This is a genomic window from Paraburkholderia ultramafica, assembly GCF_902859915.1.
Taxonomy (GTDB): domain Bacteria; phylum Pseudomonadota; class Gammaproteobacteria; order Burkholderiales; family Burkholderiaceae; genus Paraburkholderia; species Paraburkholderia ultramafica.
In genome coordinates this window covers 179,778-206,069 of record NZ_CADIKK010000008.1, presented here as the reverse complement: position 1 = coordinate 206,069, position 26,292 = coordinate 179,778, and the positions used below count along the sequence as shown (strand labels likewise).

Annotated in this window: 24 protein-coding genes and 1 tRNA gene; 6 read left to right on the top strand and 19 right to left on the bottom strand. The window is 60.1% G+C overall.

Features of this window, described 5'->3' with window-relative positions; all coding sequences use genetic code 11:
• Entirely contained in the window at positions 1–327 is a 327-nt protein-coding gene (locus tag HV744_RS11205; protein WP_175149554.1) for a plasmid mobilization protein, read from the bottom strand.
• 469 nt (positions 328–796) lie between these two features.
• Between HV744_RS11205 and HV744_RS11200 the strand changes: the two genes are divergently transcribed.
• Positions 797–1,216, top strand: a complete 420-nt coding sequence (locus HV744_RS11200) for a hypothetical protein (protein WP_175149553.1) — start codon at positions 797–799, stop codon at positions 1,214–1,216.
• Positions 1,217–1,315: 99 nt separating this feature from the next.
• On the opposite strand, the gene HV744_RS11195 is transcribed toward HV744_RS11200, so the two are convergent.
• The 11 genes from HV744_RS11195 to HV744_RS11145 all read right to left on the bottom strand — a co-directional run bounded on the left by HV744_RS11195 (position 1,316) and on the right by HV744_RS11145 (position 13,649).
• Positions 1,316–1,681 carry a hypothetical protein gene (locus HV744_RS11195; RefSeq protein WP_175149552.1) on the bottom strand — a complete coding sequence of 122 codons (366 nt, stop codon included), beginning with the start codon at positions 1,679–1,681 and terminating at the stop codon, positions 1,316–1,318.
• 181 nt (positions 1,682–1,862) lie between these two features.
• Entirely contained in the window at positions 1,863–2,726 is an 864-nt protein-coding gene (locus HV744_RS11190; protein ID WP_175149551.1) for a radical SAM protein, read from the bottom strand.
• An 11-nt stretch (positions 2,727–2,737) separates the two neighbouring features.
• The gene (locus HV744_RS11185; RefSeq protein ID WP_175149550.1) at positions 2,738–3,604 is read right to left on the bottom strand and encodes a hypothetical protein; all 867 of its coding nucleotides are present in this window, start codon (positions 3,602–3,604) and stop codon (positions 2,738–2,740) included.
• Between the two features lie 428 nt (positions 3,605–4,032).
• Positions 4,033–5,442 (bottom strand): hypothetical protein, encoded by a 1,410-nt coding sequence (locus HV744_RS11180; protein ID WP_175149549.1) that lies wholly within the window; start codon positions 5,440–5,442, stop codon positions 4,033–4,035.
• Positions 5,443–5,721: 279 nt separating this feature from the next.
• Positions 5,722–8,016 carry an AAA family ATPase gene (locus HV744_RS11175; RefSeq protein ID WP_175149548.1) on the bottom strand — a complete coding sequence of 765 codons (2,295 nt, stop codon included), beginning with the start codon at positions 8,014–8,016 and terminating at the stop codon, positions 5,722–5,724.
• A gap of 1,236 nt (positions 8,017–9,252) precedes the next feature.
• Positions 9,253–10,227, bottom strand: coding sequence for a plasmid replication initiator TrfA (gene trfA / locus HV744_RS11170; RefSeq protein WP_175149547.1), 975 nt, complete (start codon positions 10,225–10,227; stop codon positions 9,253–9,255).
• 870 nt (positions 10,228–11,097) lie between these two features.
• Positions 11,098–11,173, bottom strand: a tRNA-Ala gene (locus HV744_RS11165).
• Positions 11,174–11,238: 65 nt separating this feature from the next.
• Positions 11,239–11,589 carry a c-type cytochrome gene (locus HV744_RS11160; RefSeq protein WP_175149546.1) on the bottom strand — a complete coding sequence of 117 codons (351 nt, stop codon included), beginning with the start codon at positions 11,587–11,589 and terminating at the stop codon, positions 11,239–11,241.
• Positions 11,586–12,377 (bottom strand): BON domain-containing protein, encoded by a 792-nt coding sequence (locus tag HV744_RS11155; protein ID WP_175149545.1) that lies wholly within the window; start codon positions 12,375–12,377, stop codon positions 11,586–11,588. The genes HV744_RS11160 and HV744_RS11155 overlap by 4 nt, the downstream gene beginning before the upstream one ends.
• A gap of 26 nt (positions 12,378–12,403) precedes the next feature.
• Positions 12,404–12,991, bottom strand: coding sequence for a phosphoheptose isomerase (locus tag HV744_RS11150; RefSeq protein WP_175149544.1), 588 nt, complete (start codon positions 12,989–12,991; stop codon positions 12,404–12,406).
• A gap of 217 nt (positions 12,992–13,208) precedes the next feature.
• On the bottom strand, positions 13,209–13,649 hold the full coding sequence (locus HV744_RS11145; protein WP_175149543.1) for a YraN family protein: 441 nt from the start codon (positions 13,647–13,649) through the stop codon (positions 13,209–13,211).
• Between HV744_RS11145 and rsmI the strand changes: the two genes are divergently transcribed.
• The gene (gene rsmI / locus HV744_RS11140) at positions 13,648–14,526 is read left to right on the top strand and encodes a 16S rRNA (cytidine(1402)-2'-O)-methyltransferase (protein WP_175149542.1); all 879 of its coding nucleotides are present in this window, start codon (positions 13,648–13,650) and stop codon (positions 14,524–14,526) included. The genes HV744_RS11145 and rsmI overlap by 2 nt on opposite strands.
• A 136-nt stretch (positions 14,527–14,662) precedes the next feature.
• On the opposite strand, the gene HV744_RS11135 is transcribed toward rsmI, so the two are convergent.
• Positions 14,663–15,265 carry a septal ring lytic transglycosylase RlpA family protein gene (locus HV744_RS11135; protein WP_246279003.1) on the bottom strand — a complete coding sequence of 201 codons (603 nt, stop codon included), beginning with the start codon at positions 15,263–15,265 and terminating at the stop codon, positions 14,663–14,665.
• A 635-nt stretch (positions 15,266–15,900) separates the two neighbouring features.
• On the opposite strand from HV744_RS11135, the gene HV744_RS11130 reads away from it, so the two are divergent.
• The 3 genes from HV744_RS11130 to HV744_RS11120 all read left to right on the top strand — a co-directional run bounded on the left by HV744_RS11130 (position 15,901) and on the right by HV744_RS11120 (position 17,720).
• Entirely contained in the window at positions 15,901–16,545 is a 645-nt protein-coding gene (locus tag HV744_RS11130) for an MBL fold metallo-hydrolase (RefSeq protein ID WP_175149541.1), read from the top strand.
• Positions 16,542–17,171, top strand: a complete 630-nt coding sequence (locus HV744_RS11125; protein ID WP_175149540.1) for a 3'-5' exonuclease family protein — start codon at positions 16,542–16,544, stop codon at positions 17,169–17,171. The genes HV744_RS11130 and HV744_RS11125 overlap by 4 nt, the downstream gene beginning before the upstream one ends.
• A gap of 90 nt (positions 17,172–17,261) precedes the next feature.
• Complete coding sequence (locus tag HV744_RS11120) at positions 17,262–17,720, top strand: Lrp/AsnC family transcriptional regulator (RefSeq protein WP_012431468.1); 459 nt, start codon at positions 17,262–17,264, stop codon at positions 17,718–17,720.
• A 65-nt stretch (positions 17,721–17,785) separates the two neighbouring features.
• Here the strand turns inward: HV744_RS11120 and HV744_RS11115 are convergent, their stop codons facing one another.
• The 3 genes from HV744_RS11115 to HV744_RS11105 form a co-directional block, all read right to left on the bottom strand.
• The gene (locus HV744_RS11115; protein WP_175149539.1) at positions 17,786–19,036 is read right to left on the bottom strand and encodes a cation diffusion facilitator family transporter; all 1,251 of its coding nucleotides are present in this window, start codon (positions 19,034–19,036) and stop codon (positions 17,786–17,788) included.
• Positions 19,037–19,330: 294 nt separating this feature from the next.
• Entirely contained in the window at positions 19,331–19,633 is a 303-nt protein-coding gene (locus HV744_RS11110; RefSeq protein ID WP_175149538.1) for an H-NS histone family protein, read from the bottom strand.
• A gap of 394 nt (positions 19,634–20,027) precedes the next feature.
• The gene (locus HV744_RS11105; RefSeq protein ID WP_175149537.1) at positions 20,028–20,696 is read right to left on the bottom strand and encodes a HugZ family pyridoxamine 5'-phosphate oxidase; all 669 of its coding nucleotides are present in this window, start codon (positions 20,694–20,696) and stop codon (positions 20,028–20,030) included.
• Positions 20,697–20,854: 158 nt separating this feature from the next.
• On the opposite strand from HV744_RS11105, the gene HV744_RS11100 reads away from it, so the two are divergent.
• Entirely contained in the window at positions 20,855–22,111 is a 1,257-nt protein-coding gene (locus HV744_RS11100; protein ID WP_343056424.1) for an MFS transporter, read from the top strand.
• 127 nt (positions 22,112–22,238) lie between these two features.
• On the opposite strand, the gene HV744_RS11095 is transcribed toward HV744_RS11100, so the two are convergent.
• The 3 genes from HV744_RS11095 to HV744_RS11085 all read right to left on the bottom strand — a co-directional run bounded on the left by HV744_RS11095 (position 22,239) and on the right by HV744_RS11085 (position 26,079).
• Complete coding sequence (locus HV744_RS11095; protein ID WP_175149535.1) at positions 22,239–23,255, bottom strand: cupin-like domain-containing protein; 1,017 nt, start codon at positions 23,253–23,255, stop codon at positions 22,239–22,241.
• A 140-nt stretch (positions 23,256–23,395) separates the two neighbouring features.
• Positions 23,396–24,541: a branched-chain amino acid ABC transporter substrate-binding protein gene (locus HV744_RS11090; protein WP_175149534.1), complete on the bottom strand. Its 1,146-nt coding sequence runs from the start codon at positions 24,539–24,541 to the stop codon at positions 23,396–23,398.
• Positions 24,542–24,975: 434 nt separating this feature from the next.
• Entirely contained in the window at positions 24,976–26,079 is a 1,104-nt protein-coding gene (locus HV744_RS11085) for an NAD(P)H-dependent flavin oxidoreductase (protein ID WP_175149533.1), read from the bottom strand.
• Between the last annotated feature and the right edge of the window lie 213 nt (positions 26,080–26,292).

The window sequence follows — 26,292 nt, the reverse complement described above, 5'->3', positions numbered from 1 at the left end:
TCAAATGGCCCGCTGCATCGTTTCGATGCATTCGTTGACAAACGCCCTGAAAACCTCGTCTTTCAACGCCGCGCCCGGATTTTCCTGAATCAGCTCTCGCAATGCATCAACACTGTCGGCAATACGCGTTAGCTCCAGAATGACATCGGCGTCGTATTGAACATCAATACGACGCCCGAGCGCGCAGCGGCGAACATATTCTGAAAACGTTAATCCTGACTTCGATGCCCGGTCTTCGATTCTTGCTGAATCTACTGGTGTAACCCGGAATTTTTTTGTAATGGTCGCGTTATCGGCAGCGAGGGTTGAGGTCGGCCTGGTTTTCATCTGTGATCGGCGCAATATGCGCTAGTTTGTTTTGAGGTGCGGGTCTCGGGGCGCAGCCCTGAGGATCCCCGAGAGGGACGGTGGCGACGGGCGCGCAGCGATCTAGTCATCGGGCCGGTGAGGCCGCAAATGAAATTTGTGGCCACGCCCGGCATCCTGTCCTGTGTTTCAGCTTTCCGATTGTAGATTAAATGAAGGCGAAATGAAGATGGGTTTTAGATTAAAAAAAGGCGGAACGGTGATGAGTTCGCCATAGTATCTCAATTTCTTTTTTGGCCAATTGGATATCGATACGCGACTCAACTCAGACAAGGCGATAGACAATTGCAGGTTATTTATGCATCGATTATGAATTAACAAACGTTGTTTATGCACATCTTATTCACTAGCAATTCACAGGTAGCCTTTAACAACAGATCGACCTTATCGAGCTACACACCACTTGCGACAGGCTCGACGCAGGAAGACCATGCAGGCAAGTGCGACACCAATCTACTCCAGGGGACACCACGACAGCACTCAACACCCCGGCCAACAAATCGCCCTGATCGACAAACACGCGATCGGCATGAGCCTGGAAGTGGCGGCGGTGGCCGTTGAGCCTGACGAGTACAGCTATCGAACAGTGTTCAGGGAAACGATGCCCAAACTGTATTTCATGCGGCAGCGGGGCATGGGCAGAACAAGCGGTGACTTTGTTGCACTCGACACAACGATCATTGGACGACGACGCAAGACCCCGCCGAGACGTCATCCGTGGCAAGCAAAGGTGATGGTTGCGGGCCGGCCAACGACTCATCGGAGCGTGGGCGATACGCCCATTCAGACAGTCTGGCGCAATATCGCGGCGCTTGCCTTCCAGTACAGCGGCTACCGCCGCGCGCTGTGAACACGGTATTGGCCGCCCGCACTTCCAGCGGTGCAGGTCTGGGCAACGTTAAAGTAGGCTGCCCTGAACCGTTCGTTTTCGTCCTCAGTCGGGGCCTCGTCAGGGTTTGCCCAAATCCAGCAACAATTCCTCCAGACAGCGTGAGTTTCGGAAAAGTTGAAAGTCGCCGGGGGCCGGGCGCTCCGCGCCCGGCAAACCAATCCGTCGGGTAGTATTCCGTCGTGAGGCAACACGGACGTAGTCATTGTCGCCGCCCAAGTCGGCTCGATTTTCACCAGTGAAAATCGAAGCGTCATGATCATCGATGCCGACCGGTTTATTTTCACCAGTGAAAATCTGAGGCATCGCGAGACGGGATGTCGTCGGGTGCCAGAGAAAGTAAAAACCGCGCCAAGTAAGTGAAAAATCGCTGCCACAGATAGTGAAGAAATCTGGCTGTTCATGATGGAAACAAACACCCGGCATGACCGGGCGTTACCTGAGATTCGGCCGCTCTACGGCGCTGGGACACGCTCAGTCGACGGCTTAGTCGGGTGGCTAGCAACCCTGAGCGGTCCGTCGGCGAAGCCGGCTGAATGTCTGGTATTCGGTGGAGTTTGCGAACAGGCCGCATTCCCTCACCGTACCAGCCTTCAACCACTACTATTTATCGGATGGCCAAATAACGGGTCACAGCAGCAGCTCGCTCCGCGCCGCATATCTCGTCAATCGCCTGCCGGGCTTGTGGATCGAAGATCGAGCAGACATGCTGAAGAGAATCAACCCGTTCTTTCGAATGAACGAACACAGTTCCATCGTGGTGAACAATCGGGTACGTCAGGCGTCGGCTATCTTTGTCGGAGACTTCAATGAGCGACTCATTCTGGGAGCCCAACTTCTCCCTCAAACGACTGATCGCCGAATGGAACTCTGCTAACTCCAACGAGTGTACCGTTGATACACGAGCACCCGGGCCTAGAGACATGTACTGGTAAATGCTCCAGCGCCAGGGCGCGAGATCACGCACGTGCATGGCCAGTTCCGCGAGCGAGTCGACGTTGCGCCGAGAAACTACCGTATTGATCTTGAATTGGGCACCGATGCTGTTGAGCCAACGGAGGCGCCTCATCACGATGTCGAAATGCCCAGACGAGCTCCTCATGTCGTCGTGCACATTCGAGTTAGGGCCGTCGAGTGGCAGGCCGATCAGATCGATGGTCTTGCTGACTAGCTGTCTGTTTGCCAGCGACTGCGTCAGTGATTTACCGTGGGTGTCGATATGAACGATCAGCCCTGCTGCCTTTGCCCGTTCAGCCAGGTCTCTGATGTATGGATACTGGAAGGGGTCGCCGCCACCGAACGTAATTGTTTGGAATCGCAGCGATGCAATCCGATCTACGATCCCTGTGACCACGTGCCGCTGAGCTCGGGTGGTTTCGAATGGCACGTAGCACCATTCGCAATTGAGCGCGCAGCGATGAGAGAAGTTCAGTACGACCCGAGTCGCACGTGCGTTGAAATCAGCCGTCACAAGAGATCAACCTAGACCGTGTACTGGCGGGGCTTAAGCGCAGGTATGTTCTCCGGAAGTAGCTTCAGTTTCCTTGACTCCTCAACCCACTCTTCGAAGGATGCTCCGGATCGCCAAAGGGTATCCAGATGACCTTTAAACAGACGATATAGCCCCACCCCTTCGGCAGGGGTTGCGGGCTTGACCTGTAAGCAAATGCTTCGGTTTTCGATGCGGTTGTCGACGACGCCTACGTGATATGGGTCGATGAACATGGTCGCCGCAGTAGCGAAGACTGTGGCGTGCATGCCGTAGCGAACAAACCGTACATCAAGCGTTGGATAAGTGTTGTACAGCTTGATCAGCCCTGGCACGTTCAATTTGGAATCGAACCGCTCGCCGTCGACATTGAGCCTATTTCGAAAACCCTTCTCAGCCGAGAATGGATCAAGAAGCACGACACGAAATTCCACGCCGTCCTTGAGACGCCGTTCCACCCCCGGCCAATGCCGATAGACGCCCGGGTCGAGATAGGATGCTCCCGAGTTCGCGCACAACCACATACCAGTGGCGGCAGCAACCTCATTTTGGGTCGTGCGGTTACGGCGATCCTGGTCGGCTGACTTCTGCATATCAAAGTAATCAACTACACCCTGTGGGATGGCCGATGCCGCGATCTTGGCTGCAAGATCTTCGCGCAATAAAATTTCCATCAATGCGGGGCGAGCTCCGAGCAGCTTTATGCCCGCAAAAAGCACGAAGGCGAGAGCCGAGAGCGTAAAGAACATCGGCCACTGGCTGTTCTGACTCAGATAGGCGGTCCCCACCGCGATGATGAAAATGATAAGTTCGCAAGCAACAAGGGTGCGGTGAAGAAATACTCGATTGGAATGCGCCATGGATGTTGGGGATGGGGCCGTGTCCGCCCTTGCTCATATCTGTAATGGCGCAGAGGGTACACCAACGCCAAGCCGCTAGGTACTCTCCGCGTCATTTCAATGTCTCACAGAAACCGTGGAACAATAGCGCGTGTGCCCCGCGACGGCGCAGATGCACGCTTCGTCGGAGTCGGTTCGATTTTCACCAGTGAAAATCGAAGTGTCACAACCTTCGGTGCCGACCGATTCATTTTCACCAGTGAAAATCCGAGGCATCGCCAAGCAGGATGTTGTTGGACGTCACAGAAAGTGAATACCGTGCCGAGTAAGTGAAAAATTGCTGCCACAGGTCATGAAGCTGCTGGAAATCAAACGCTAGGGACACCCGGGCATTGTCTTTTGAAAGCAGTTTGGAGGCGCCTCCACCCTTCGCACAACGCCTTCGGTATTCAGATTACCTCGAACCGCTTTCTCCTGCCGGGATACATAACCTTGCGCACTCGCGGCAAACGCTTCGGCTCGCCTCCATCTTCACTGGGAGGCAGTACAGGAGATTGCACAGCAAGCACCACCGTCTTCTTTCCTTCGATTGCCGCCTTGAGATAAGGCACAATCAGATCAGTTTGCATGCACGTGGTACCGATCCATCCACGCCCGACCATGTCGATAAAATGGGTCGGCGTAAAGTAGCGACGCTGGAACGTCTCAGGGTATACGACGGTGCCTCTGTTCCTCCCTTTTGCTGCCGGCGACTTGATTAGTCGCTTCCAGAAACTAAGGGGCACATACATGCCAGGCACATGACCTGAGTCCTGGTGCGTGAGAAGCTTTTTGCAAAACTTCATGAAAAACGGGTCCGAGCCGAATCGGTAACCGTCGCACGACTCATCATGCCCTGCCGTGGCGAGGCTCGCGGCAAGCGCGTCCATCCGATCGATCTCACGGGCCAGGTTCTTCTCGGGGCGATACCCATCCTCCCCGTCTACGCCTCGAAACATCTTGTACTGAACGAACACGGCCGCCTTGAGTGTCTCATTCACGTAAATAAGGTCAACGCCGAGTTGATGCTCAATCGGCATCTTGTTCGCAAGAATTACTGTCAACTTGGTCTCGTTGTAGACGAAGAGCTTCGCCGGGTAACGTTGACGCTTGATGTATTCCCAACCCTCGCCACCTGCATCAAGATCCTGGAGAATCGCGAGGTCCTCGATAGTGGTCATTTGTTCTTCGCTGTCGAAGATTGAGCGCACACCTTCAACTGAGTCATCCGTGACTTGAGGCGCAATGTGCAGGTGGTTTTTTGGAATACCAGCGATTTCGAGAGACGTCACTACGGCGTCGCGCTGATATGCCCAGTTCATCCTGCCCGACGTCAGGGTGGGATCGGGTGAGCCCGTTGTGCGATCAACCAGGCTATTGGCAACTGCAAAAGCATTTTGGTCTATATCGCGCAATGCGTTCATGACGGCTTCGAAGGCGGACGCAGAGATGTGCCCACCGTCGAGCGCCTTGCGTGCACGCCATGCCTGTTTCCCCTTGAGTCTTTTCTTGATGGCCGAGATCGAAACTGGCTCAGGAAGGGCTTCTAGATTCCAGATATCAAGCCTGTCTTTTCCAGATTCGGAAGAGTAACGTACAACGCTACGCGCTACGTATGCAATCTGACCGCGCCGCGTGCAAATGAAACACAGCATCCCCTTGCGGAGCAAAGCACGGGGAATCTCCCGGATGCCTTGACTACAGCCTCCAGTTGGAAATCGATCATTCTCAAGCTCCTCAAATCGCTCGGGTGTGACTGTCAGCACATATCCGTGCTCGGGAATCCACGGTTCTCGGCCGCCAAAGTAATCATCGCTCACGTTAATCAAGTCTCCCAAGTCATACCGTATTATCGCCAGTCACACCCCGCAGGCATTTCGTTGCAGTCCCTTTTCGCCCCGTGCCGGACGCACGCCCTCTAGCTGGACCGGACCGTCGCCGCATCCTGATCTTGTCCCGAGCCATACCGTCTTTTCCGGACTCATGCATCCTAAAAACCTAATGAAGTTTGCGGATCAGCAGGCAGAGAAAGGCCGTGATCTGCTAACTGGGCATGTCAGTACGTGTCCATAGCTTCCAGGCAACGTTTGACGGCGCGCCTACCGTCTGGCAAACGCCAGCGTGCGCTGGGCGAAGTTGACGAGCGCCTGGTCATTGATGACTTGCGTTGCCCATGCCGGGTTGCTGTCGTGGTGGAACAGGTTGGCATAGTCCAGCAGCGCCCGAAGCTCCGCGATGTCGGTCTGTCCCAAGATCTGATCCGGCGTGTTTACCCGTTGCTCGCAGATGCCGATGAAGGGTCCAAGCAGGCCGCCTGGCTGGAATGTGGTGGGATATGCAACGCGCGCAAACGCCTCGAGGATCGGGCGCAAGGCAGCAGCTACCTGGCGTTCGACAGCCGGATCGGCGGCTTGCAGATAGTCAGTCACGAGCTCGTGACGCCGATCATGCTCCGTGATGCAGTCTTGACGGACATCCCAAGGGGCGAATGTCGAGCCCGCTGCCGCGCGAACAAGCCTGATGGCAGTGCGGTCGGCTATGCTCGCGCCCTCCCACAGGTTGCATAGAAAGGGCTTCGAATGCGAAAGCACGATCACTTGTGCAACGCGCGGAAGCAGCCGACGCAACTCCTGCACGGTGGTCAACGAACGATGCTCATCGAGGCTTGTCATGGGGTCATCGATGACAACGATCTTCCGCGCGAGCTGCTGGTCCTGCTCTAGTGAAGCGAAGAAGAACGCAAGCGCAAGTGCATTACGATCCCCGGCGCTGAGCGTGTTGCGAAACGAAGGACCCGCATCGGCCGTCTGGGGCACCGCTGCGTTGTTGATCAAGACGCTGTACGAGCAGGCCGAACCCCCGCGTGTATTTACTGAGTCGACTTGGTCAAGGCGAAACCCGGCATTGAAGCGACCAAGGTACTGGTTGATCACCCCCTGGTAAGCCGGAAAGATGTTCCGTCGGTAATTGTTGAGCGCGTCGCGCGCCTGCTCTCTCAGACCTTCGGTTTGGGTCTTCGCCCCCTTCTCTGCAAGGTACGCCGCGCAGTGCGGCGCCACAGCCGCTGAATGACGCGCTCGGGTGCTTCTAAGCCTCGTCAGATCGGAGATCAGTGCTGCCACGTTGGCCGTGGCCGCGCGCTCTTTGACGAGTGCGATCTGGGCATTGCAGGCCAACAGGGAGTCCGAGCAAACGGTGATGTCCACCTTGGCCGCCTCATAGGCCGCGATGGCGGCCAGCGCGACTTCGGGCAGCATGCTGACTTCCAGAGGCGCGGCTTGCTTTGCAGTGAGCGCATCTGCGACCGCGTCGCGTGCCTCAGCCCAAGCACTTGTCAGCACTGCGGTGTCGACAATGATCTCCGGCGCCTGCAGGAAGGCGCCCCAAAAGGTGCGGCGCTGCTCCGCTTCACGCACAGACCGTTCAAAGGTGAGAGCTGCAAGTCCACCATGAGTGTTGTTCAACGTCTCGATCTGCTGCGCTACATTGCGCTTCAACCCGTCGTAGGCCGCACTGAAATACGCTTGGTAGTGGCGCAATAGCGGCGAGCCGGCCAGGTCCTGAGCGCAGAACGGGCAGATCTCGTGGTCTAGGCCGGCGGAAACGCCAGAGACGCTCCGAACGCCATCACTGACCCACGTGGCGCCTTCTTGACCGAGCTTAGTCAGATGGGCATGGACGCCGGCGGCGGCGGCGGCCTCAAGATCAGGCAGCGTGCGGGCGAGAAGTGCGTCGATACTCTGGGTGTCGAAGGCAGGCAAACTGAACGCGCTAAACGTCTCGGCCTGCCGCACGGCATCGGCCGACTGGGCCGCTGCCAAGTTGCGCTCCGCCTCCTGGATCTCGCCGTCGATGTCGGCCCGTGCGGCTAAAGCGCAAAACGCATCCACTGTCATGGCGCCACGCGCTTCCGCCGGAATCGCATCGCTGAGCGCGCGCAAAGTCCGGTTGTGCTCCTCGATACGAGCCACGTGGACTTGTAAGGCGGCGTTCAACGCAACGCCCTGCGCGCCCAGAATCAGCTCATGCAGGTTCTGCCGGTGTGAGGTTCCGATCTCGACTCCTGCGCAGACGTTCTGCGCGACAAAGTGATCATCGAAGACTGCGATATCGGGCAGCGTGGTTGACCATGCACCGTTCTGGAAGACGAGCGGCGGGCCCGCCCGAGGAGCCAGGACCAGGTGCGGAGGACGCTGCGCCCCAAGACGATGGCGCTCGGTTATAAGCTGAGCGTTGCCTGTGCCTGCCGATCGCAGGATGGAGGCGAGGGTTGTCTTTCCACGGCCGTTTTCGGCGTAGATCAGCGCCAAGCGAGTGAGCGGGAGTTGAGCCCCCTCATTCACCGAGTCGAATTGCCCGACGTTCCGAAGCAGCTGGATGCGATCGAGGCTCATGCACGGCCCCCCGAGCGCCGAATCTTGTAGGTCATTTCTGGTTCCCTCGCTTTTTGTTGTGCTTTCCATCATTGACGATTTTGCTCGTGGCCTATGCCGAGCGCATCTTCGATTCGCCGGTGCGCTACTGACTGCTTTCGGCATCAGCAACGACCGACTGCTTATGGCCGCTCGCGTACTCGCAATTCTTCGGCAGCCCTTCGGGATATCGTCTCGCTCTCACATACCCAAGGGCGGTCGTGCGAAGTCGAAATTTGCTTGCTTCGCGGGGGCAGCACCGATCGTCGTCAAGCGTCGGTATGCGTAGGATTATATGGGCCTGTTGCGCCGCATGCGCCTCCCTCTGGCTTTCGCGCTCGCGAAAACGACACAACTCCGCGGGTGTTGCCCCCGCACCGCATCGGGCACGCTCGGGGGCATTGAAAAAAACCTACTTCCTACAGCTACGCTGCAAGGCTGAACCACCCTTCCAGAATAAAGAATTCGCCCCTCTTGGCCTGTGTCCTCGCTACGTTGCGGGCAGCGCCAGCGAAACGGGCCGCTGCGCGCCCTTGACCGGTCATCCGCTCACAACAGCGCGCCAATGCCGTAGGTGGTCAGCAGGGAGGTCCGTATGCAGGTCCTTGTGTTGTTCTTCTCGGTCCGATTAGAAAGAGATTAAAGACAGATTAGAGCAAGCTGGGTTCGGCCAAAAATCTTCAAAATTTCAATGGGTTGTGACGATTTCTCCTGTGGATAGTTCGGGGTCCATGCCCCCTTTCCGCGTGGTCTATACCCCGTGTTCTCGGGTTCTGTACTCCCGGCGTCGGACTCTATACCCCCCCGCCTTCGGGTTCTGTACCTCTCGGCGCCACGGATCAAAACAGAGCTTTAATCGCTGTATTGGGAAGCTCTATTGCGCCGCCGCGGCCAGATACGATCTCGCTTCGCCGTTCTGGGTAGGCGTCTGGCTGCCACGGCCGCAAAGGTCTTCCGGGAATCTCACAAGAGTCCGCGGCTGATCGACGAACAGCTGAAGCGACAGGCACCCGCGCTGCTGTGGCACGGTTGCCTCGTCTTCATTCACCTCGAGCGTTTCCGGTCCCACGCCCGCTATTCGGTGGCGGTGCGGTGAACAATTGACTGCCGCTTATCCGTCGCCGTCAGGGAAGTCGGATTTAGATCGCCATTGAAAGCACCTAAGATACGCATCGCGGAGCCGCGTCTCAGCGCCGTTTGGTTCGATGCGCTCGAGAACTAACATATCCGGTCCACCTTTCTTTGTCGGCCGGCAGCCTTTGAGCGCACGTGCTTAAGTTGAGATGCCGATGGGGTCCGGCTCACGAACACCAGACCATCGCCGCTAATCTCCCATGAAAACGGCTGCCCAGCCTCATCGCTGCGGTGCTTCAGTGCGCTAAAGGCTGGAACGAGGCTATCGCCCATCCAATCAAGCAAGGCTTTGTGCCGCTCCGCACTGGTTTGTGCGTTCTTTCCCGCCTCGCTTCCGCACAGGAAATGCAATGTCTCCGCTTTGTATGGCACCGGCACGGCGTGTGTCGAGTAGAACCCGTGCAGCCATTGTGCGAGCGGATGCCCAATTAACGCGTGGCGAATATTCCAGTCGACGCTTGTCCAGCCTCCGTGGTTGAAGATCACTTTGATGCGCGGGTTCAGGATCAACACATAGCGACCGTTAGAACTGTCGCGGAAATACTCATCGATCAATGACCCGCAGTAGGTGTAGGGCCCCTGAGTGATTTCGATGGCGGTCGCTGTCAATCTCGCAAGCACCTTTCTCAGCCATACGCGATTACTTTTGCCGATGTTGTGGCCGTTTGATCCCCCCCTCCCTATAAGGCGAAGAAACCCCTTCTCCGTAAACTCAACGCGGTTGCCAAGCTTAACCGAGCGCGCCAAGTGCAGCGCGCCCTCCCATACATCAAGATCGGATTGGTCGAGCCGTGGGCCGGTGTAAGTGACGGACACACCCTTGACGGAAGCGATGGGTTCGCGCTCCATATACCGGCGCTTACCGCGCTTGATCGCCCCAAACAATGCCGTGCGGAGAACGCCGTTGGGTACGCCTCGCATCAGCTCCGGCCAAGGCGGCAAATGCGCGTCGGCCAGCGCGCATTCGATATGTCGGCGATGAATCTTCGCAAGCAGGTCAGTGGATGCCGAGGTCTGGCACGGCTCTGCCACGTCCAATGCCAATGTTGGTGCCCCCATCGCTCAAGCCTCGCTGGATGCATCAACATGACTCGCGCCTGTTTCTCGGGAGCGCTGGCGTTGCCGTGCAATCTGCTCGGCCTTGGTGGGCCTTCCGCGCTTCGGCATGGCGTCACTGTCACTCGACGGAACTGGTGCCGCCGCAGAGTCGCCGTAGACGTGTCGGGCAATCCAAACTTCGACGTCCTCGATGCGCCAGAGAAGCCGTTTCGTTCCTGGCAGCCGACAAATCGGTGGCAGCGAAGACGGGTTACGCGTGGCATCGCTTCGGATGCTGGCGACAGACTTGTGGAGATATGTGGAGAGTTCTTCTACCGTGAGCAGAGCTTTCATGGGGCGTGAGTCGTCCGTGCCAGCCCGGTAAAAACCGAACAGGCCCGGATGAGTCCGCGGCAGCCATGGGGTTTCGATATTTCACCGGCTCTGCCAAGCGGTGAAAGACCCAGCATGACGGGGTTGTGCCCCTAAGTGGTTGTCACTCTCCCCGGAGCGCGGCACATTGGACCCGGCCTCATCCTGACCGGTGGCTCGCTCGCAAAGGCAATTGCCTATCGGCATCCTTTCTCGCACTCAGCTACATCCGCTTTTGCTTCGTGGTTACTGGACGGTGCGCGCCCTCGGCTATGGTGGTCTAATCCGGTTGCCACCGAACTTGGCCGTTTATTATGGTGCCGAGGATCTTCTTACGTTTCCCCAGTGTGATTGCCCGCAAGGATACACGCAAAAAGCTGCATTGTGGCGCAGATGCCGGCTATTATCGCCGCCACACTCGCCACAAATTTGCCACACACAGTGTGCAAAAGTCTGCGCCAGAATGCAAAACAACGCACTACATCGCAAGACGTAGTGCGTTGTTTTTATTGAGATTTTTGGTGGAGAGGAGGAGGATCGAACTCCCGACCTTCGCATTGCGAACGCGACGCTCTCCCAGCTGAGCTACCCCCCCCAACGTCCAATCAATTCTAGCACACGCATTTTCCCTTTTGCCAAGCCCCGAGGGGTGGCAAAACATCACTTCGACGGCGCGCCCGCCAGCACCCAATCCACCACTGCGCGGATGTCCGCATCGCTCATCGATTGATGGGCTGGCATGGGAATCATGCCCCACACGCCGGAGCCGCCCTCCTTCACCTTGCGCGCCAAATTCACTGGCGCTTGCGCATCGCCCTTGTACTTCGCGGCGATCTGCTGAAACGATGGGCCAACCAGTTTGCGGTCCACCGCATGACATCCCATACACGCATTCGCATTGGCGACCATCCGGCCGCGCGGCGCGTCGGCGGCGCCCGCCGCCGTCGCAAAACCACCCGCCACCGCACCGAGCATCAGCGCAGTGACAACGACAGCAACGCCACGCTTCATGGCGTCGCCTTCGGATTACCCGGACGCACCGAGCTCGAATTGCTGACCGGCGCGGGCGCCTGCTGTTCCAGCGGCCGCGCGCTCACCGACGAGTCGGGAATCGCGCCGACCGTCGGCTCGCCAGCCTGCGGCTGCGAAGCGGCGACCGGCGCCGTGGCCGCTGCGGTGGCTGCCGCCGGGGCTTCCTGCGGCTGAATGTACTGGAATACCTTTACGACCTGCGTCACGCCCGGCACGCGGCTCGCGACGTCGGCGCCGCGATTGCCTTCGTCCATCGTGACGAGGCCCATCAGATACACCGAGCCCCGCTCGGCCACCACCTTGAAGTTGTTCGCCGAAATGTTCTTCTCGGCGATCAGCGCGGTCTTCACGCGCGTTTCAAGATAGGTGTCGTTGGTGCGCGACGAGAACGAGCTGGCCGGCATGATCGTCAGTTCGTTGACGATCGTATTGACGTTGTTCAAGCCACGCACGATGCTCTCGGCGCGCTGCCTCGACGCCTCCCCCGCCACCTCGCCGGTCAGCAATACGCGGCGGTTGAACACCGCCACGTTGACGTGCGCGGAGTCCGGCAGATTCTGGCTGATCTGCGACAGCGCCTTCACCTGCAACTCGCGATCTTCGGTCTGTGCGCCGAGCGTGCGCCGGTCGGTCGCCACCAGCGCGCCGCCGCCCGCCGCGCCGGCGACAGCGAGAAAGCATCCCTGCAACGTTGCGGACAGCCCCGCCGCGAACCCAACCACCAGCACGGTTCTCACCAGTGTCGTCTTGATGCGGAATACGCTCATCAACTAGCTCTCCTTCGGAATCAGTCTCAGTCTTCGCCCAGCAACATGGCATCGATGCCGTCGCATAGACAATGGATAGTCAGCAAATGCACTTCCTGGATACGCGCAGTGCGGTCCGACGGCACGCACACGTGAATGTCGGTATCGCTCAACATTTCCTGCATGCGTCCGCCGCCCTTGCCGCTCAGCGCGACCACGATCATTTCGCGCTCGTGCGCGGCGTCGATCGCGGCAAGCACATTGGCGGAGTTGCCGGACGTGGTGATCGCCAGCAGCACGTCGCCCGGCTGGCCGAGCGCCCATACCTGCTTCGAGTAAATCTGCTCGAACGAATAGTCGTTGGCGATGGCGGTGAGCACGGACGTGTCGGTACTCAGCGCGATGGCCGGCAAGCCAGGCCGCTCGCGTTCGAAGCGGCCGATCAGTTCGGCGGCGAAATGTTGCGCGTCGGCCGCCGAGCCGCCGTTGCCGCACGCGAGAATGCGATTGCCGTTGGCCAGCGCGGTGAACATCGTGTCGATCGCAGCGGCGATCGGCATCGACAGGGTTTCGAGGGCTTCGAGTTTGACCGCCGCGCTGTCGCGGAAGTGTTGTTGAATGCGTTCGACTGACATCGAGTCTCTATCTTCTACCGCGAATGGACCGCACTGCGCGGCCGTGTTGTGAAGTCGTATTGCGAAGTCGCGCCACGCCGATGAACGCCACCCGCAACACAGTGCGTCAGCGCAAAACCATCGCGAAATGCGCTGATTACTGTGTTGTCGGCGTTGCCCCACGGCCCGCACGCGAGCGCAAGTTTATCGCACTCACACGCGTTCTCCGCGCATGGCGTCAGACTTCGTCGGCGCGAAACGCATCGCGCAACCAGACGAGCTTGCCGCCGTCGAAGGCAATCACGTCGAAACGGCACGCGGGCTGATCCCGCGAACCGTGGCTGCGAGTTGCCAGGTAGTACTGCGCCGCACGCACGATGCGCTGCTTCTTTTGCCAGCCGATGCTCGCCGCCGCGCCGCCGTAGTGACGCTGCGCACGTGCGCGGACTTCAACGAACACCAGCGCGCCGTCACGATCGCGCATGACGAGATCGATCTCGCCGCCCCGGCACGACACATTGTGCGCGACGAATCGCAATCGCTGGCGCTGCAAAAATTCACGCGCACGCGCCTCGAACGCCGCGCCGACGAGTTTGGACCCGCCGGGCCCGGAAAAGTTGTGCGGCGCTGCGTGGCACAATGGCGGCCTCATTCCGTCTGTTTGCGTCTTCTGTCTCATGACTCCTCTCTCCGAACTCGCGCAAGGGCAGCAGTACCCCACCGCCGCGCTGTATGTGGTGGCCACGCCGATCGGCAACATCGCCGACGTCACGCTGCGCGCGCTGCATGTGCTCGGACTGGCGGACCGCATCGCTGCCGAAGACACTCGCAACACGGGTCAATTGCTTGCGCGCTATGGCATCTCGAAACCGCTCGTCGCCGTCCATCAACACAACGAGCGAGCCGCAGCGCTACGCCTGATCGAGCATCTGCAAGCGGGCGAACGCGTAGCCTACGTGTCCGATGCGGGCACGCCCGGCATCTCGGACCCCGGCGCGAAACTCGTTGACGCCGTCCGCGACGCTGGCTTTCCGGTCATCCCGTTACCCGGCGCAAGCGCGCTCGCGACCGCGTTGAGCGCGGCCGGCGACTGGGTCGCGACGTTCTCGTTCCTCGGCTTCCTGCCGCCGAAGGCAAAGGCCCGCGCCGCGACGTTGCAGTCGCTCGCGCAACATCCGCACGCGATGGTGTTCTACGAAGCGCCGCACCGGATCGTCGAAACGGTGCAGGCACTGGCCGACGCGTTCGGCGGCGAGCGCAAACTGCTGATTGCGCGGGAACTGACGAAGTTACATGAAGCGCTGCATCGCGGCACCCTGGCCGAAGGGCCAACGTGGCTCGCCGCCGATCCAAACCGGCAACGCGGTGAATTCGTGCTGGTGGTGCAAGGCGCGGCGCCGGAAGCCGCCGGCGAACACGACCACGACGCGTTGCTGGGCATCCTGCTGGAGGAGTTGCCGGTAAGCAGCGCGGCGAAAGTAGCCGCGGCCATCACCGGCGTATCGCGCAACGCGCTGTACGCGCGCGCGTTGGCGCTGAAGGCGGACGATGCGTAGAACAGAGGGATAAAAGCAAAAAGGGCCGCGCAGTTCAAACTGCCGCGGCCCTTCGTTTTTCTGCGGACCCGGCGCGCATGGCCGCCGTAGTGCGCAGCGCCACGAGCGCGCCTGATGCGCACTCGCCGCCGTTACATCACTTGTCGGCGCTCGAACCCGAGTTCGACGCCAGCGTTTCGTTCATCTCGGCGCGTGCTTGCTGCTGCGTCAAACCGTCGATCTGGACCCGCGCCGTCCCGAGATGGCGCATGTCGAGCGCAGATGCGGCCGCCGCCGACAGATCGATCACGCGACCGCGTGCGTACGGACCACGGTCGTTGATACGCACGACGACCGAGCGCGAGGTGGCCGGATTGGTCACGCGCACATACGAGCCGAGCGGCAACGTACGATGCGCGGCCGTCAGCGCATGCATGTCATAACGTTCGCCATTAGCGGTACGGCGGCCATGAAAGAAGCGGCCGTACCACGATGCGCGACCCGTCTGATGAAAGTCAGACACATCCGCGCCGTCGTCCGTCAGAGGCTTGGCGTCGGCCAGCGGAGTGCCTTGGGTGGTCGGGCCGGTGGACGGCGCGCTACCGAAGGATTGCGGTCCGAAAGCCTTTGTTTGCGCACTTTTCGTGCTGCGCGGCACGTCGTTCGCGGACGTGTCGCTGGCGCCCGGCGGCGTGGCACAGCCGGCCAGCACAAAAAAGGCAAAAAGAGTCCCCAGACCACGGGTTAACCGAGTTTTCATAAGACGTAGCAAATTGTCGAGCCGCATCACGCGAAAGTTGAGCGTGTTGCCTGCGACTCCGGCGGCAATGGACGACAACGCGCCGCGCAGACGAGCGCAGAACGTCAAAGCCCGGATGCGGCTCAATCAGCCGCTACCGCACGGTTAATTTTCACGTCTGGCGCAACCTGTCCCCGGCAGCCTGACCAGACCCCACATGCCGCCATCGAACGTGGCAAACACGTTCTTGCGCGCGCAACTCAGCGCACAGGAACGGCGGCGTAGGCCCCACCCAGCGTCACGGCAGTTAAGTCCGTTGCAGGCGCGTGGCGCCTGGCTGGGCAAGACGTGTGCATCGAACGCATCGACACTTGATGGCCGTCGACAAACGCGACAGCCCATACTTGAATAGCAATCCGCGTTCCCATTTTTGATGGGGACGCATCGCCGTGTGGCATGCACAGTTCCCTGTGCATGGAGCGCATTATACCCAAAAGAAAATTTCGAGATGACAAGCGCCTGAAAACCTTGACGAATTTTCACGTTTGCCGCAAAAGTGAGCACCCAAAAGCCTGCTGCAGCGGGGCTTCAGCGCCCTCGGCGAGCTCGGGCGAGACGCCGGTACAATCAATGTTTTTCTAGCGGCGCCGTCATCCATGAAAGTCACCTTGATCCCCGTCACGCCGTTCCAGCAGAACAGCTCGCTGCTCGTTTGCGAGGCGACCGGACGCGCGGCCGTCGTCGATCCGGGCGGCGATCTCGATATCATCCAGGGCGAAATCGCGCGTCAGAACGTGACGGTTGAGAAGGTTTTCCTGACCCACGGCCACATCGATCATTGCGCCGGCGCGAAGACGCTGGCCACGCATTACGGCGTGCCGATCGAAGGCCCGCATCCCGACGAGCGTTTCTGGCTCGACACGTTGCCGGGTCAAAGCACGCGCTTCGGCTTTCCGGCCGCCGAGGCATTCGAACCGGACCGCTGGCTGCAAAACGGCGACACCGTGCAGTTCGGCGACGAAATACTCGAGGTCTATCACTGCCCGGGGCATACGCCCGGCCATGTGGTGTTTTTCAGCCGCGCGCATCGGCTCGCGCTGGTGGGCGACGTGCTGTTCGCCGGTTCGATCGGCCGCACGGATTTTCCGCGCGGCAATCACGCGGACCTGGTGCGCTCGATCCGCGAAAGACTCTGGCCGCTCGGCGACGACGTCACCTTCGTGCCCGGCCACGGTCCCACCTCGACGTTCGGCGCGGAACGCCGCACCAACCCGTACGTTGCCGACGGGGTGGAAGCATGAGCGGCGAAATCTATGTCAGCACCGATGTGGAAGCGGACGGCCCGATTCCCGGCCCGCATTCCATGCTCAGTTTCGCGTCCGCCGCGTACACGGAGGACAAGCGCCTGATCGCCACCTTCTCGGCGAATCTCGAATTGCTCGAAGGGGCCAAGCCGCATCCCGTGCAGGAAGCGTGGTGGAAGACCCAGCCGGACGCCTGGGCAGCCTGCCGCAAGGACTTGCAGACTCCCGAAGCCGCGCTGACAGCCTATGTCGAGTGGGTAGAGGCGCTGCCCGGCAAGCCGGTGTTCGTCGCGATGCCGGCCGGCTTCGATTTCACCTATATGTTCTGGTACATGATGCGGTTTGTCGGCCGCTGCCCGTTTTCCTGGTCGGCGCTCGACATCAAGACGCTGGCCTTCGCGATGACCGGCCTGCCGTACCGCAGGAACATCAAGCCACGCTTTCCGAAACACTGGTTCGACGATCATCCGCATACGCATGTCGCGCTGGACGACGCGATCGAACAAGGCGCGCTTTTCTGCAACATGCTGAAGGAGCTGCGCGCGAGCCAGGCGGCCCTGCTCGCGGCCGCTAAAGATAGGGACGACTCAGGACAAAACGCCGCTGAGGAACCAGCAAATTAGGCAATCTCCCTCGCCCAAGCCGTTTTACATTGCGTTTCGTTTTCGCGCCCTCTACCATGCGTTGATACGGCGACGCAAACGGAGGCGCAGTTGACACTCGATACGTTCTCACAAAAAATCCTGCGCCTGCTGCAGCTCGACGCGCGCCGCTCCGTGCAAGAGATTTCCGACCAGGTCGGCCTGTCGAGCACGCCATGCTGGCGGCGCATCAAGGACATGGAACAATCGGGGGTCATACAGCGCTACACGGCGCTGCTCGATCGGGAAAAGCTCGGACTGCACGTATGCGCGCTCGCGCATATTCACCTGACGCGCCACACCGAGGGTGGCGTCGAACAGTTCGAGCGGGAAATCGCCACCTGCCCCGAAGTCACCGAGTGCTACAGCACGACTGGCGAATCCGATTACATCCTCAAGATCGTTGCGCCCGACATCAAGGCGTACGATAGTTTTCTGCACGAACGTATCTTCAAGATTCCGGCGGTCGCGCAAGTGCGCACGAGCGTCGTGCTGCGCGAGATCAAATTCGATACGCAATTGCCGCTGTGACAGGTTGATGCGGTGAAGCTGCAGCTCAAGTGGGCGGCGTGGTTCCTGTTTTATCGATGCAGCAATCAGGCGGTGCCGTATGGTTCCGCGGCTTTGACCTGATCGACCGCCGCGCCGGTTCTTGCCTCCGTTATCGCACCGGTTTCGGCCGGAGACGCATCCAATTCCTGCAGCACATCGACCTTGCGCGCGCCCAGGCGGCGCTTGAGCGCTCCCAGATCGACACGGCCCAACGCCGACGCACCGCGCTCGCTGCCCAAAGTACGGGAAAACACGGCCGGCAACACCACCTCCACGTCAAGCCCCGCGCTCAGGTAGTGAATGTTGACCGCCGCTGCCTTCATACCGCCTGCCGCCAACGACGCGTTGACCTCCGCGACGACCCGCTCCCGGGCAGGCAGATCGACGGGCGGATGCGCCACCGCATCGTTCTCCGGATCGACATGGATCAGCGCGTCGATCACGCGGTTGTCGCTCAATACGCGCAGGCGCGCCGATTCGGCGATGTAATGCCCCTCCGACACCGAGATCAGCGGATCGACCAGGATATGCGCATCGACGAGCGCGAAGTCGCCCATCTTGCGCGTGCGCATTTCGTGCACATCCCGCACGCCGGGTGTCGCAAGCAGCAGCGCGCGCACATCGGCGGAGGCGGCTTCGTCGAGCGCGCGGTCGGACAGATCTTGCAGCGCGTCCCAGCCGAACATCCAGCCCATGCGCGCCACCATAAAGCCGACGATCGCCGCAGCGATCGGATCCAGCAGGCGCACACCGGCGAGACTGCCGACAATGCCGATCGCGACCACCAATGACGACGCCGCATCAGACCGCGCGTGCCACGCGTTCGCAATCAACATGGCTGAGCGCACGCGCTGCGCTTCGCGCAGCATGTAGCGAAACAGACTCTCTTTGGAAATCAGTACCAGCACCGCGATTACGAGCGCACTCGCATGGACGGCGGGAATGCTCTGCAAATCGGCGAGGCGCGTCCCGGCGCGCCACAACATGCCTACGCCGACCGCAATCAGCAATGCTCCCAAAAATAGTGAAGCCACCGTTTCATAACGGCTATGCCCGTAATTGTGATCCGCATCGGGCTTCACGCCGCTGTGCCGATTGGCAATCAGCACGACAAAATCGGAAATCAGATCGGCAAGGGAATGGATACCGTCGGCGACCAGTGCCTGCGAATGGGCAAACACCCCGACGACGATTTGCAGTGTCATCAACACCGTATTGAGCGCAATACTCACAAACGTACTTTTGCGCGCAACACGATGTTTCTCTGCGGATTGGGCAGCGGCGGCGGAAGGCATCTTAGAAACGGGGTGAAAAGTTCAATCCCCACATTCTACCCGCGCACTTCAAAGCGCGCTGAAAAAGGCTTAAAAAATCCTTTTAAATCAGCCGCTTATCTAAACGAAAAGCATTCGCGTTTCAAGTGCGCGAAGTGCGTGCGACAAACAATCACACTTATGCGCGGCGCAACAAAAAACCGCGCCCTGAACGGTACGCGGTTTTCGTTGGCTACGACAGCGCGCCCTAAGCGCAGCTGATTGAAGCAATTCGTATTACCTGCGGCCAGAAGCATCGCTTCCTGCCCGCCTGCATTACTTCTGGATCAGAAATTTCTCGCGATCCAGCCCTGCGATCCAACGCGGCGGCTTGCCACGGCCCGACCACGTGCTGCCGCTGTCCGGGTCGCGATACTTCGGCGCGACGCCTGCGCGCGGACGGGCGGCTTTCACGCCCTTGGCTGCGCGGCCACCGCCGAGTTCGGTCAGCGAAATGCCGTAGTCGGCCATTTTCTGCTTGATTTCATTCAATACTTCTGCGTATTCGCGCGACTTCGCTTCTTCGATCTGTTGTTCAAGCTTCTCGCGTTGGGCGAGTAGTTCCTTGTAGGAAGACATAGGTTCCCTTGTGGTTTGGATAAATGACTGCCAGTCTTAAGCCGGCTTGCCCTTTGAAGGTGTTCATGCCTCGGAATTTGATGGCGAGATTAACACAGAATAGAAAAACCTCAAAAGCGCTCGCAAAAAATTAATTCAAATTCGTTTCAAAAAATTTCGGCGCGGCACTGCATTGCACCACACCCTTTCAAATACCTGATTTCGCACTTCGCTGAAAACCGCAGTTGGCCCGCGCATTTACGAGATTAATTCTCAAAAAATGAAATTTGAGATACTGATTTAGCATAAACATTTCATGCCATGAGAGCTTTAGCATGAACGGCCAGCGCATATTGTGATGGGTGCGCCGCGCTGCTTTTGGCCAATGAGTGTTTTCCCCGAAATGACGATAAAGCTAATTAGCATGGCGTTGGATGCAATCTTTGAGCGCCGCGTGCAAGGTTTCGGTATTGAGCTTGGCGTCGTCGAAGGCGAACCGGCTGCGCATACCCGCCAGTTTCAGATCCGCGCCATATCGATCGATGCCGAGCAATTGAAATCCGCGGCCGCCGCTGCTCCCCGAAAAGCGGCTGAATTCTTCGATCAGCGCATTCTCTTCATCGAAGCCGAGTGGCGGCAATGGATCGAGTTCGGCGCCGCCCAGCCAGCCCATCGCGCCAAAGCCGCCGATATACCGCAACCGCTCGAGCCTCATTGCCCAGAAAGTGAAGTCGCCAAGCACGAGGTAGCGTTCCGCGTCCGGGTGATAGCGCAAATAGCGCTGCACGACTTCGGGCGTCGAGTCGACCGGTTCAAAGGTGCCCAGCAGCGTGACACGCTGGCCGCTCAGCACGTCACCCTCGGGGGCGTCGACTACCAGAAAGCCGGCGCGCGGGTCGGCGTGCAGGTTGTGGGTATGTTCGGCAAGCCGGCTCACCAGGATCGTCGGGCGATGCTGCGAGTCCGGCGCGAACGGCAGCACCGACGGATAGGGAAAGCCTTCTGGCTGGCGCGCGTGCGTCGCGAGCGTGCCGACCGCGGTCGTGTGCAGCAGATGCAGTGGAGCATGAGCTGGAATGTTCAAGAGCGTGTACCTCGGTAGATGGACGGCGAACGGCAAAAAGACGAACACGAATGGCGAACTGCCCGCTGCCTGTCACGTTCAGGCCGAACAATCGCCAGTATCCGGCGTCTGCCTTCCAAGCATAAGACAGCACGCTTCGATAGAATCGAAAATCCGCTTTGAATGCGCTTTCTCACGCGGTATTCCTCCACGAGACCTCAGTGCCCGACAACCAAACCTCCGAGTTCGCCGTCCTTCCCGCCGCTTACCGCGACCTGTCCGACACCGCGCGGCAACGGGCCCGTTTCGCCACGATGGCGGTGTTTTTCATCGCGGGCATGATGTACGCGTCGTGGGGAGTACACGTGCCGACGGTGCGCGACCGCTTCCATCTGAATGCCGCGATGCTCTCCTTCGCGCTGCTGGCCGTGGCCGGCGGCTCGATCGGCGCGATGGTGACGAATGCTTCGTGGATCGCGCGGGTCGGCACGCGTCGCGCCTGCCTGACGGGCGGCCTCGTGATGGCGGTGTGCGCGGCACTGATTCTGGTCGTGCCGGCGTACTGGATGTTGCTGGTCGTGCTGGCCATCTTCGGCGCGGGCATGGCCACGCTCGATGTCGCGATGAATGCCGAAGCCAGCGCCGTCGAGAAGGCGCTGGGCAAGCCGATCATGTCGTCGTTGCACGGCATGTTCAGTGTCGGCGGGATGTTCGGCGCGGCGGCCGGTGGCGCGTTGCTGTCGCGTGGCATGGCGCCGGCGCTGCATCTTGCGCTAGCCGCGACGGTCAGCGCGCTGGTCCTTGTCATATCCTGCCCGTCCGTCTTGCCGCACGTGCCGCACGCCGAGCATCCGGACTCCGCCACGCCGCGCGCGAGCCGCTGGCGTTCGCCGGCCTTGTGGGCACTCGGCGCAATGGCGCTGGTCGCGCTCATCGCGGAAGGTGCGATGTACGACTGGGCCACCGTCTATATGCGCGACGTCGTGCTGGCCACGCCCGCGCTCGCCAGCGCGGCTTACGCGGCCTTTTCGGGCGGCATGGCGGCGGCGCGCTTTGCCGGCGACGCGGTGCGCGCCCGCTTCGGCGCGCCGCAACTGGTGATGTTGAGCGCCACGCTCGCCTGCGCGGGCATGGTCGACGCGTTGCTGCTGCCTAATTCGGTCGCGGCGCTCATCGGCTTCGCGCTGATCGGTCTTGGCCTCGCGAACATGATGCCGGTGCTGTTCGCGGCGGCTGCGAACGTGAAGGGCGTCCATGCGGCCGAAGGGCTCGCGCACGTCGCAGGGCTCGCGTACTTCGGGCTGCTGCTCGGGCCGGTCATCATCGGTGCGGTGACGCAGTTGACCAATCTGACGATCGGGTTGTCGGTCGTCGCCGTCTGTTCCGCCTTGATCGCCATCGCCGGTCCGAAGGTTCTGCGGCGTTTGAAGATCTAATACTGGAGCGCGCGGCAGGATTGCCGAAAATCTGTTGCTCGATGCTGCCTTGCCTTTTTTTAACGACGCTTCCACCGCGGCTCGCCATAACGAGCGAATGCTTAAACAACCCCGCCTTCACTACGCGTCATAGTTCGTGATACGTATCGTAGTGACGCGAAAAATCGTTACTCCGCAGAAAATTGGTGAACGTCATCGTCACCGAGGCGTCGAGTCCTTCCACGTAATGCCACCAGCCAATCGGCAAAAACAGCAACTCGCCGGGCGCGAGCGTGCATTCGATCAGATGCGCATGACGCATCGACGGGAAGCGTTCATAGTCGATCGCGCTGCCGTCCACTTGCGAATAGCAATGCAGATGGTTAGCCATATACGGCGTATCGGACAACGGCACCAGTTTGATCCGTTTGCGGCCAATCACCTGCGCCATGAAGTTATTGGTCAGATCATGGTGAAACGGCGTTTTGGTTCCCGCCGGCCCCATCCAGAAAAAACCCGTATCGGGCGATTCACCGTCGAGATATTCGCCGATTACCGGCACATCCGCCCATAACGCCGCGAGCGCCGCGCGATTATGCGACGTGTTATTCGCGGTCATGTAGAAATCGTTAGTCGGACCGCTGCGCTCGACGAGATCGACATAATCGGCGAAGCGCATCATCCGCTTGAGCTTCGGCTGATTGACCTCGTAATCGGCATCCGAGTCGCGGCCGAACTGCACTTCGACTTCGCAATCGCCGCAACGCTCGCGCAAGTAATCGAAATTCCATTGCGTGCGCGCGGGCCAGCAATCGAACGCGCCCGTGATAATGACAGGGCGGTTCTGAAAGTAGTACTGCTCAAAGAACTCATCGCGCGACAAACGCTCGCGCCGCCCTATCACTCCGCTTGCCGCGCGCATCCGCTCGAGCGCGCCATATACCGACAAAATCCACTCGCGTTTGCGCAAACGATTGCGCAAACGCGCGGCCCCGTGAAAATAAGGACTCGCGAGCGCTGCGTCGATTTCCCGCGCGGCGTCGTCCGGCGCGAAACCATGGTCGACCAGCGCGTCATGCAGCGCGGACGGCGCCGCGTCGAGCAGCAGATTTTCGGCAATCCAGCGGCGCCAGTCGTCGTCGATTGAACGGGTCACGATGGTCACGGCATTTCCTCATACGGTGTGCTTGACCGACAGTCTCTTATGCCGACGCCCAAAAGAAAAGGCACGCGAGCCTTGCGGCGTGCGTGCCTTCTAACCAGTTGATCGAAGACAGACAACTAGCTGTCTTCGATCGCGCGGATTTACATCTTCACTACGTCGAGCAGCGTCTTCTTGCCCGACTTGTAGTTGTACAGCGAGATCACGCCGTGCTGAAGGTCGCCCTTCGAGTCGAACGTGGTTTCACCGATCACACCCTTGTAGTCGGTGGCCGGCATCGCTGCGAGGATCTTCGCCGGATCGGTCGAGTTCGCACGCTTCATTGCGTCGACGACGATGTACACAGCGTCATACGTGAACGGAGCATAGATCTGGATCGGCTGACCGAAACGCTTCTGATACTTGGCGAGGAACGCTGCGCCGCCCGACATCTTTTCGAGTGCCATGCCGGCTTCCGAGCAGACGATGTTGTCGGTTGCGTCGCCGGCCAGATCCGACAGCTTGTCGGTACAGACGCCGTCACCTGCCAGCACCTTCGCGCGCAGGCCGAGCTGCTTGGCTTGCTTGGCGAACGGGCCGCCGGTGGCGTCCATGCCGCCGTACATGATCGCATCCGGGTTTTCACCCTTGATCTTCGTCAGAATCGCGCGGAAGTCGACAGCCTTGTCGTTGGTCGCGTCGTGCGACATCACGTTCAGGCCCAGCGACTTGGCGGTCTTTTCGAATTCGTTTGCCAGACCCTGGCCGTAAGCGGTCGAGTCGTCGACGATCGCGACGCTCTTCACTTTCATGTCCTTGGCAGCGTAGTTAGCCAGCGCCGGACCTTGTTGCGCATCGGTCGCGACGACGCGGTACGTCGTCTTGAAACCTTGTTGCGTGTAGGCCGGGTTGGTGGCCGACGGCGAGATCTGCACGATGCCCGCATCGCTATAGATCTTCGAAGCCGGAATCGACGTGCCCGAGTTCAAGTGCCCAACCACTGCGACGACCTTATCGTCGACCAGTTTCTGCGCGACTTGAGTTGCGGTACGCGGGTCGGCTGCGTCGTCTTGTGCGTCGAGTTGCAGCGTGATTTTCTGGCCACCGATCGTCAGGCCCTTGGCGTTGATTTCCTCAACTGCCAGGCGCGCGCCGTTTTCGTTGTCTTTCCCCAGGTGAGCGATACCGCCAGTCAAAGGCGCGACGTGACCGATCTTGACGACCGTCTCGGCCGCGGCCGATGTTGCCAACGTTGCGAACAGCATCGCCGCAGCGCTGATCGGCAACAGCTTTTGAATCTTGATGTTCATGTAAGTCTCCAGTTTCGGTCCCAAAAACAACGTAATCGCCCTGTGCCCCCGCTTCCCCAACACGTGTCGCTCAGTCCCGTGGACGATCACGCCGGTTGCATCGTTCATGCACTTGGCCAGTAGGCTTCCCGGACTGTTTGTGGCAGGCGGCAAACCGTACTTGCGCGCAAGTGTAGGCGATCAAATTAATTTGTGGGGCTTTTTTGAGAAAGTGGGATGAACACCAATAGCGTTTATCCCACGTGGGCCGGTCCCGGCTGGACTGACTGGCTGGAAAGCGCCGACCGATGCGGGTTTCCGCTAGGTGAGGTTTTCTTCTAAACAGCGCGGTTCGACACTTTCGCGGGTTAAACCGTGAGTGATCCGAACCGGCTTCGTGCCGAAAAAAGAGGCGCGTCGCGAGGCGTTGCGACGCGCGCGTGGGTCATCCCGAATCAGCGCTCGAGCGCGGCGATCCGTGCCGTTGCGGCACGCCATTCCTGCTCGAGTTGCGCCATCAGTTCGGCGGCGCCGAGACCTTCACGACGCGCACGGCCCAAGGGTGCACCTTGGCCTGACCACAGGGAAAGATAGTCGCCGTTCTGCGCGCGGCCCGCGCTCTGACGCAGTTCCTGCGTCAGAGCATTTTGCACGGGGTACGGCGCGATCCTGTCCATCGTTTCGCTCAAGCGCTGCATCAACGGATTGCGTATGCCGCGCGCATGGCGGCCGGTGATGGCGCGCGTGACCGACGTCGACGTGTCGGACGCGGTGCGTACGCGGGTTTTCCATGCCTGCGGTATCGCGCTTTCATGACAGGTGAGAAACGCGCTGCCCATCATCGCGGCTTGCGCGCCGAGCGCGAGTGCGGCGACGATGCCGCGTCCGTCCATGATGCCGCCGGCGGCCAGCACCGGCAGTCCGGTCGCGTCGACGAGTTGCGGCACGAGCGCCATGGTGCCGATCAGCGCGTCTTCGAATGCGCCGGTGAAGGTGCCGCGATGACCGCCCGCCTCCGCGCCTTGCGCGGCGATTGCGTCGGCGCCGGCGTCGCGCCAGGCCACGCCTTCGGCAACGTGTGTCGCAGTGCCTATTACATATAGGCCATTCGCATGCAGTCGGGCGACGTCGTCGGCCGGAAGCAGTCCGAATGTGAAACTCGCCACCGGCACGCGCAATTCGATCAGCGTGTCCAGTTGCACGCGGAAATCCGGCGCATAGCGTTCGAGCGGCTGGCCCGGCGGCAAACCGAGATCGGCGCGCAACGGGTCGATCGCTTCGAGCGCGCGACGCACGACGGCATGGTCCGGCGCGGCCGGTTCGAGCACGAACAGATTCACACCGAACGGACGGTCCGTCAGCGCGCGAATCGCCGCAACTTCACTCGCGAGTTTCTCCGGCGACAACGCGGCGCCCGCCAGAAAACCGAGTCCGCCCGCATTCGACGCGGCCGCCACCATCGCAGGCGTGGTCGCGCCGCCGGCCATCGGCGCCTGCACCACCGGCACCCGCATTTCAAAACGCTGCGCAAACGGCGTCACAAAACTGCCTTCACTCATGATCGATTCCTTTTCCGGCAATGCGCTCGCGACAGGGGCGAGCCGATACGCCTAGCCGATACGCCTGACTGTACCGACGCGGGCCCGCGCAGAAAAATGAATTATCGAGAATGTTTCAATCGCCTTACGAGAACGGCAGCCGCGCGGCGCACCTCGCCAACCCGCTTCCAGCCTCGCTGCAAGGCGGTTCTTTTGATGGCAAACTAACCGCCG

What these genes read in the sequence shown, in the direction of transcription:
- HV744_RS11155 (WP_175149545.1), bottom strand. Translation starts at nt 12,377, where the DNA reads ATGAGCGTATTCCGCATCAAGACGACACTGGTGAGAACCGTGCTGGTG.
- trfA (WP_175149547.1), bottom strand. Translation starts at nt 10,227, where the DNA reads ATGGGGGCACCAACATTGGCATTGGACGTGGCAGAGCCGTGCCAGACC.
- HV744_RS11175 (WP_175149548.1), bottom strand. Translation starts at nt 8,016, where the DNA reads ATGAGCCTCGATCGCATCCAGCTGCTTCGGAACGTCGGGCAATTCGAC.
- HV744_RS11205 (WP_175149554.1), bottom strand. Translation starts at nt 327, where the DNA reads ATGAAAACCAGGCCGACCTCAACCCTCGCTGCCGATAACGCGACCATT.
- HV744_RS11185 (WP_175149550.1), bottom strand. Translation starts at nt 3,604, where the DNA reads ATGGCGCATTCCAATCGAGTATTTCTTCACCGCACCCTTGTTGCTTGC.
- HV744_RS11110 (WP_175149538.1), bottom strand. Translation starts at nt 19,633, where the DNA reads ATGTCTTCCTACAAGGAACTACTCGCCCAACGCGAGAAGCTTGAACAA.
- HV744_RS11150 (WP_175149544.1), bottom strand. Translation starts at nt 12,991, where the DNA reads ATGTCAGTCGAACGCATTCAACAACACTTCCGCGACAGCGCGGCGGTC.
- HV744_RS11130 (WP_175149541.1), top strand. Translation starts at nt 15,901, where the DNA reads ATGAAAGTCACCTTGATCCCCGTCACGCCGTTCCAGCAGAACAGCTCG.
- HV744_RS11085 (WP_175149533.1), bottom strand. Translation starts at nt 26,079, where the DNA reads ATGAGTGAAGGCAGTTTTGTGACGCCGTTTGCGCAGCGTTTTGAAATG.
- HV744_RS11115 (WP_175149539.1), bottom strand. Translation starts at nt 19,036, where the DNA reads ATGCCTTCCGCCGCCGCTGCCCAATCCGCAGAGAAACATCGTGTTGCG.
- HV744_RS11160 (WP_175149546.1), bottom strand. Translation starts at nt 11,589, where the DNA reads ATGAAGCGTGGCGTTGCTGTCGTTGTCACTGCGCTGATGCTCGGTGCG.
- HV744_RS11090 (WP_175149534.1), bottom strand. Translation starts at nt 24,541, where the DNA reads ATGAACATCAAGATTCAAAAGCTGTTGCCGATCAGCGCTGCGGCGATG.
- HV744_RS11125 (WP_175149540.1), top strand. Translation starts at nt 16,542, where the DNA reads ATGAGCGGCGAAATCTATGTCAGCACCGATGTGGAAGCGGACGGCCCG.
- HV744_RS11195 (WP_175149552.1), bottom strand. Translation starts at nt 1,681, where the DNA reads ATGCCGGGTGTTTGTTTCCATCATGAACAGCCAGATTTCTTCACTATC.
- HV744_RS11200 (WP_175149553.1), top strand. Translation starts at nt 797, where the DNA reads ATGCAGGCAAGTGCGACACCAATCTACTCCAGGGGACACCACGACAGC.
- HV744_RS11145 (WP_175149543.1), bottom strand. Translation starts at nt 13,649, where the DNA reads ATGAGACAGAAGACGCAAACAGACGGAATGAGGCCGCCATTGTGCCAC.
- rsmI (WP_175149542.1), top strand. Translation starts at nt 13,648, where the DNA reads ATGACTCCTCTCTCCGAACTCGCGCAAGGGCAGCAGTACCCCACCGCC.
- HV744_RS11135 (WP_246279003.1), bottom strand. Translation starts at nt 15,265, where the DNA reads ATGAAAACTCGGTTAACCCGTGGTCTGGGGACTCTTTTTGCCTTTTTT.